General features: G+C 65.1%; 6 protein-coding genes. All 6 read left to right on the forward strand.

Going from position 1 to position 6790, the window contains the following annotated elements; all coding sequences use genetic code 11:
- Window positions 1-29 precede the first annotated feature (29 nt).
- The gene (locus DNA98_RS11140) at window positions 30-980 is read left to right on the forward strand and encodes a nitroreductase family protein (RefSeq protein WP_110530629.1); all 951 of its coding nucleotides are present in this window, start codon (window positions 30-32) and stop codon (window positions 978-980) included.
- 112 nt (window positions 981-1092) lie between these two features.
- Complete coding sequence (locus DNA98_RS11145; RefSeq protein ID WP_110530631.1) at window positions 1093-1431, forward strand: nucleoside triphosphate pyrophosphohydrolase family protein; 339 nt, start codon at window positions 1093-1095, stop codon at window positions 1429-1431.
- A 501-nt stretch (window positions 1432-1932) separates the two neighbouring features.
- The gene (gene dnaX, locus DNA98_RS11150; protein WP_110530633.1) at window positions 1933-3837 is read left to right on the forward strand and encodes a DNA polymerase III subunit gamma/tau; all 1905 of its coding nucleotides are present in this window, start codon (window positions 1933-1935) and stop codon (window positions 3835-3837) included.
- 22 nt (window positions 3838-3859) lie between these two features.
- Window positions 3860-4138: a metal-sensitive transcriptional regulator gene (locus tag DNA98_RS11155; RefSeq protein WP_165363896.1), complete on the forward strand. Its 279-nt coding sequence runs from the start codon at window positions 3860-3862 to the stop codon at window positions 4136-4138.
- A 30-nt stretch (window positions 4139-4168) separates the two neighbouring features.
- Window positions 4169-4471: an ATP-dependent Clp protease adapter ClpS gene (gene clpS, locus DNA98_RS11160; protein ID WP_110530637.1), complete on the forward strand. Its 303-nt coding sequence runs from the start codon at window positions 4169-4171 to the stop codon at window positions 4469-4471.
- An 84-nt stretch (window positions 4472-4555) separates the two neighbouring features.
- The gene (locus DNA98_RS11165; RefSeq protein WP_110530639.1) at window positions 4556-6766 is read left to right on the forward strand and encodes an AAA family ATPase; all 2211 of its coding nucleotides are present in this window, start codon (window positions 4556-4558) and stop codon (window positions 6764-6766) included.
- Window positions 6767-6790: the final 24 nt, after the last annotated feature.

Genomic DNA, 6790 nt, shown 5'->3' on the forward strand with positions numbered 1-6790 from the left:
GCCCCACGGTTTTTCGGTAGGCTTGGCGCGTGAGGGATCTGTTCGAACTCTACCAGCACCGGGCCAGCGTGCGAAAATTCAAGCCGGAGCCTTTGCGCGAGGGGGATCTCGAAAAACTCCTTTTCGCCGCCCAGCGGGCCCCTACCGACGCCACCGCGCAGATGTACACCCTCCTGCGGATCACCGACCGCAGCTTAAGACGAGAGATCGCCCGTCTGGCTAACAATGACGAACACGTACAAACCGCTGCCGAGTTCTTCTTGATCCTGGCCGACGTGCACCGGTTGCGGCGGCTCGTCGAGCACCGGGGGGGCCGTTGGGGACACTGGCCGCGTACGGCGGCGCATTTCGCTATTGTGGATGCGGTACTGGCCGGGAGCGCTCTGGCGACGATGGCCGAGAGCCTGGGGTATGGCATCTGCTGGATCGGCGGGGTACTAAACGGCATTCAAGAGATCAGCGCGCTTTGTCGGCTGCCCGAAGGGGTATTTCCGGTGGCGGGGCTTTGCGTGGGGATTCCCGAGGTGGTCCCGGCTCCCCGCCCACGCTTGCCGCGGGAACTGGTAGTCCACGAGAATACCTACCGTGAACCAGAGCCTGCCGAGCTGGACCGGGCTTTCGAGGCGATGCGACCGATCACCCGCAGCGGCGACTGGTACAAGGTTCTAGAGCGTTATTTCACCTCAGGCGGAACGATGGAGGAGCGGGAGGGCCGCTACCAACGCCTGGTCGCCCGGCACGGCTTCGACCCGGACTTACCGCCAGAGGAGTTGGAGAAGCTAGAGCGGTACGGCATCCAAGCCGGTTCAATCGGGGAGCTGATCGAGCTTGCTCTTGCTCAGGGGTATCGCTCGGTTCTGTTCCGCAAAGGGACAGTTTGGCTCGAGCGGGAAGCCGAGGCCTTCCGGGGTGAGGGTCATCCGGGAGAGGCCATCATCCGGGCCTTTCTGGACGCCATGTCGCCCAAAGAACCCCGGTAATCCCCGGGAAACTCCCTTGCGCCCGGGGCAACCCCGAAAGCCGGAGGAGCCGAGGCGCACCGCGGTACGCCCCTACAGTGATTTTACTGGGTCAGAACGTAGAATGTCGCCTATGAAGGTCGCGAGCCTGAACGATTACCAGCGCGAATCGCGCAAAACCTGGCAGCTCGTCCATACCGATCACCCCATCACCTACCCCACCTTGGGCTTGGTAAACGAGGCCGGGGAGTTGGCGGGGAAGGTCAAGAAGATCTTTCGCGACAAGGGTGGGCGGATTTCCCCGGAGGACCGCGAGGCGCTCAAAGGCGAGCTGGGCGACGTGCTGTGGTATCTGGCGCAGATCGCCACCGAGCTGGATTTGACCCTGGAGGAAGTCGCCAGCGCCAACCTCGAGAAGCTTTTTAGTCGGCTCGAGCGCGGAAAAATCCAAGGCGAAGGCGATTACCGCTAAGGCCCCCTGAGGGAAGCCGACCATGCGGCTTCCCTCACGGAGGGTCTTGCGTACGATGTACGTCACACGTCGTAGGTCATACGAAGGGGATCGGTCCCTCGGGTGTACGGAGCTTGCTCCGTCCCGATAGGGGATCGTCCCCCGCGTTTAGCGTAAAAAAGCGTTTAGCGTCTGGCGTTTTGCGTATTGCGTATGACGTACGACGTAGGACGTATACCAACATACCACCCCCACCCTCGCCCTCCCCTGCTAGGGGAGGGAGCACCCCGCGTTTTGCATCTCCGCGTGCCCTACGGCGACGGCTACCCCCAGCGCAGTTTCCAGAACCAGCCTGGAGAACCCCTGGACACGGCTCATCCGCCCCTCGCCATGCTCTGGGGCCACGTGGGAGGGGCTGCTACATCCCCTGAAGGCGGTGGATTTTGAAAGCCCCCACACCCCCTTTCCTCGGCAAAGAGCAGCCGCAGTCCACGGCCTTGGGCGTTATAAGCTATGGAAGCGATGAGCGCCCTCTACCGCCAAGCCCGCCCCACCACCTTTGACGAGATGGTGGGTCAGGAGCACGTCAAGGAGGTGCTCCTGAGCGCAATTCGAACGGGGCGACTAGCCCAGGCTTACCTGTTCTCGGGGCCGCGGGGGGTAGGTAAGACCAGCAGCGCCCGGCTTATCGCTCAAGCGGTGAACTGTACCGCCCAGGCCGACAAGCCCTGCGGGGTCTGCGCAGGCTGCCGCCTGGTGCGCGAGGGCAACCATCCGGACGTACTCGAGATCGACGCCGCCTCCAACAACTCCGTCGAGGACGTGCGTGAGCTGCGCGAACGCATCCTGTTAGCCCCCCTCTTGGGCAGCCGCAAGGTGGTGATCCTCGACGAAGCCCACATGATGTCCAAAAGCGCCTTCAACGCGCTCTTAAAGACGCTCGAGGAGCCCCCCGAGCACGTTATCTTCATCTTCGCCACCACCGAGCCGGAGCGAATGCCCCCTACCATCCTCTCGAGGACGCAGCACTTTCGCTTCCGGCGGTTGTCCGAGGGCGAGATCGTGCAAAAGCTCTCGCGCATCCTCCAAACCATGAATCGCGAGGCCGAGCCCGCGGCCTTGCAGCTGGTGGCCCGGATGGCCGATGGGGCCATGCGCGATGCGGAGAGCCTGCTGGACCGGCTGCTCGCGCTCGAGGTCCCCATCACCCTAGCCCAGGCCGAAGCCGCCTTAGGCCTACCCCCTCAGGAGGCCTTGTGGGGGCTAGCCGAAGCCCTCGAGCAGGGGCAGATCCGCCAAGCCCTAGCCGACGCACAAAACCTCTACGCCCAAGGCTTTGCCGCCCGGACCCTGGCCCAGGGGCTATTGGAAGCCTTCCGGGCCGGGCTCTACGCCAAGATGGGGCTGGGCGCCGGGCCGCGCCTGGAATCCTCGGAGGAAAAACTGGTCGCGGCCATGACCGCCCTGGACGAGAGCCTCGAGCGTCTGCTCAAGCGTTCGGATGCGTTGGCGCTGGAGTTAGCCCTCCTCGCAGCGTTCCAGGCCCTTCACGGATCAGCCGCGAGCCCTCAAGCCGCCGTGCCCGGCAAGCCCTCCCTCCCGGAGTTCAACCCGGTCAGACGCCAGCCCCCAGGCGCCAAACATCCGCTACCCGAAGCTCCTCCTCAAGGGACTTCAACCCCTACCCCCACGCAGGGGCCAGGGTCTAGGCCTCAAATGGCGATGGACTTGACCCAAGCCTGGCGCAACGTGCTGGGGGTCCTCAAGATCAACCAGCGGGCCTTTTTCCGCGAGGCGGCGCCACACCTCGAGGGCCAGAAGCTGGTGCTGGTGTTTCCCGAGAAGGCCAGCTTCCACTACCAAAGCGCCCTAAAGAATCTCGAGGCCATCCAGACCGCGGTGCGCGAGGTGATGGGCGAGCTCGAGGTAAGCTTGGTGCTGCAAGGGGAGAAAAAAAAAGTTGAATCCCGAAGCGCAACTTCCCTACGCGAGGGTAGTAGGAACGGCCCGACCCCGCTGCGCGGTGAGGCCAGCGCCCCCGCTGCTGTCGCAGGGCTTACGTCAACCGGTTCGGTTTCGGCTTCGAGCCCTCCGGAGCAAAGCGCCCAATCCGCCCCACCCTCGAGCCCTATAGCAGAGCCCAGGGTTGCCCCTCTTGATGAGCCCCCCGCTATCGCGGCCAAAACGGCAGAATCAGCGCTCTCGAGCCCCCCACTCCCCGGCGACGAGCCCCCCTGGCCGGACGATGAGATCCCCGAAGAGTCCACCGAAGCCCCCTCCAGCCGCGCGCAAACCCTGGTGGACGACCCGCGCTTCCAAAAGCTGCTGCGCACCTTTGGCGGACGCTTGCGCAAGCTCGTCCAGGACACCCCCAAGGCGCCGGATGCGGAGGGGGCGGCGCAAGGTGATGAGGGTAGCGATGAATAGCCAGGCTTCCGATAGACTCAAGATCATGGATACCACAGATCTCAGCGAGGAGAGCCTGGAGCGCATTCTCAAGCGCCTGCGCCGGATCGAAGGTCAGGTGCGGGGTTTGCAAAAGATGATCGAAGCTGGCCGACCTTGCGAAGAAGTGCTGACCCAGATGAGCGCCACCAAGAAGGCTATGGAAGCGGCTTCCAACACCATACTCCGGGACTTCCTCACCCTCTGCGCTAGCGACATTGCCCGTGGTGATACCAAAAAACCCGAGCAGATCGCTCTGCTGCTGCGTAAGTTTGCCAGCTAGCGGTACGGGGCTTTTTTACACGCGAAGGATATGAGCCACCCAGCGGGCGACACCAAGACCAAAACCCACACCCGCACCCGCACGCCCCAGCTATACAAGGTGCTGCTCCTCAACGATGACTACACCCCAATGGACTTCGTGGTAGAGGTGCTCATGCGCTTCTTCCGCAAGAGCGAGCTCGAGGCCACCCGCATCATGCTCCAGGTGCACCACGAGGGGGTGGGGGTCTGCGGAGTCTACCCATTCGAGATCGCCGAGACCAAAGTCCATCAGGTGATGGAAGCCGCCGCAGAAGAGGGGCACCCCTTGCAGTGCATCATGGAACCGGAGTAGGCCAATCCCTCCAGCGCCCCAACCCACCCAAAAGTGAAACCGCGCCTAGCCGTCCTCGAGCAGGGCTGGCATCCTAGAGCCTGAATGGTGACCAACGAGCTGCAGAAATCCATCGAGCGTGCCCTGGAGATCGCCCTGAAGCGGGGCCATGAGTATGTGGGCCTCGAGCACCTTTTGCTGGCCCTCCTCGACGACGCCGACGCCAAGCGGCTGTTGCAGCGCTGTGAGGTAGACTTGCTGGCCCTGCGCGGCGAGCTCGAGACCCTCTTGGCCGACTTCGAAAACCTAGCCGGGGTGCAGCCAACCCCCACTACCGCCTTCCGGCGGGTGCTCCAGCGGGCAGTGGCCCAGATGCGCTCGGCCGGGCGGGACCAGGCCAACGGGGCCAACGTGCTGGTCGCCATCATGGACGAGCGGCAGTCGCGGGTATTCGGCCTTTTGGAAGACTTTGGGCTAAGCCGCTACCGCCTTACTCGCGCCATCGCCCGCGAGGCTCCACCCAGCGGAGCCACCAGCGAGAGCCAGCCCGCCGAAGCCGAAGAGGGCGAGGTGGCGAAGAACCCCCTCGAGGCCTACTGCACCGACCTCACCGCCCGCGCCCGCGCCGGGGAACTCGACCCCTTGGTGGGGCGGCAGGCCGAGCTCGAGCGCATCCTCACCGTGCTCTCGCGCCGCCAGAAGAACAACCCCCTCTTGGTGGGCGACCCCGGGGTGGGCAAGACCGCGCTGGTGGAGGGTCTGGCCCAGCGCATCGTGAAGGGCGAGGTACCCGAGGGCTTGGCCGATGCCGAGATCTTCGCCCTCGACCTGGGAGCCCTGCTGGCCGGGACCCGTTACCGCGGCGACTTCGAGGAGCGGCTTAAGGCGGTGGTCAAGGCGCTTTTGTCCCGTCCTAGGGCCATCCTCTTCATCGACGAGATCCACATGATCGTGGGGGCCGGTTCGACCACCGGCTCCACCGTCGACGCCTCCAACCTGCTCAAGCCCGCCCTCACCGGCCAGCTCAGGTGCATCGGGGCCACCACCTTCGCCGAGTACAAGTCCTTCGAGCGGGATCGGGCCATCGCCCGGCGCTTCCAGAAGATCGACGTGCTCGAGCCCACCCACCAGGAGGCCATCCAGATCCTCGAGGGGCTCAAGCCCAAGCTCGAGGCCCACCACAAGCTCAGCTACACCCGCCAGGCCTTGGAGCGCGCCGTCGAGCTCGCCGCGCGCCACCTCTCCGACCGCCGCCTGCCCGACTCGGCCTTAGACGTGCTCGACGAGGCCGGGGCCAGCGAGGCCCTCAAGCCCGCCGGTAGGCGCAAGGGCCGCATCGGGGTGGCCGAGGTGGAGGCCACCGTGGCCCGCATGGCCCGCATTCCCCCCAAGTCCCTCTCGCGCGATGATCAGGTGGTGCTGCAAAACCTCGAGGCCGAACTCTGCGCCGAGATTTACGGGCAGGAGCGGGCGGTGAAGGAGGTGGCCAGCGCCATCAAGATGGCCCGCGCCGGGCTGCGCGACCCCCAGAAGCCCATCGGGGCCTACCTCTTCGCCGGGCCGACCGGCGTGGGCAAGACCGAGCTCTCCCGCCAGCTCGCCGTCAAGCTCGGCGTGCCGCTGATCCGCTTCGACATGTCGGAGTACATGGAGAAGCACACCGTCTCGCGCCTCATCGGCGCGCCTCCCGGCTACGTGGGCTTCGAGCAAGGCGGCCTGCTCACCGACGCGGTGCTGCAAAACCCCCACTGTGTGCTGCTTTTGGATGAGATCGAGAAGGCCCACCCGGACCTCTACGCCATCCTCTTACAGGTCATGGACTACGGCAAGCTCACCGACCACAACGGCAAAACCGTGGACTTCCGCAGCACCATCCTCATCATGACCACCAACGCCGGAGCCGCCGAGGCCAGCGAGGCCCGCATCGGCTTCTTGCGCGAGCCCAAAGCCGAGGCCGCCGACGAGGCCATAAGGCGCCTGTTCACCCCCGAGTTCCGCAACCGCCTCGATGCCATCGTGCACTTTGCGCCCCTCTCCCCCGAGGTCATGGGTCAGATCGTGGACAAGAACCTGAGGGCGCTCGAGGCCCAGCTCAAAGAGCGCAAGGTGAGCCTCGCCATCACCCCCGAGGCCCGGCAGTGGCTGGCCGAGAAGGGCTACGACCCCCTCATGGGTGCGCGCCCCCTGGCCCGCCTGATCCAGGAGCGCATCAAGAAGCCCCTGGCCGACCTGCTGCTGTTCGGGCCGCTCAAGAACGGTGGGCACCTGAGGATTGAGGTGAAGGAGGGGGGGCTCGAGCTGGCTACGGCGTCGTAACTCGAGCTTTCGCCCGAGTGCGAC

Source organism: Meiothermus sp. Pnk-1 (genome assembly GCF_003226535.1).
In the GTDB taxonomy this organism is placed as follows: domain Bacteria; phylum Deinococcota; class Deinococci; order Deinococcales; family Thermaceae; genus Allomeiothermus.

Excerpts from the sequence above, each read along its gene's own strand:
- DNA98_RS11145 (WP_110530631.1), top strand. The coding sequence starts at position 1,093 with ATGAAGGTCGCGAGCCTGAACGATTACCAGCGCGAATCGCGCAAAACC.
- dnaX (WP_110530633.1), top strand. The coding sequence starts at position 1,933 with ATGAGCGCCCTCTACCGCCAAGCCCGCCCCACCACCTTTGACGAGATG.
- clpS (WP_110530637.1), top strand. The coding sequence starts at position 4,169 with ATGAGCCACCCAGCGGGCGACACCAAGACCAAAACCCACACCCGCACC.
- DNA98_RS11165 (WP_110530639.1), top strand. The coding sequence starts at position 4,556 with ATGGTGACCAACGAGCTGCAGAAATCCATCGAGCGTGCCCTGGAGATC.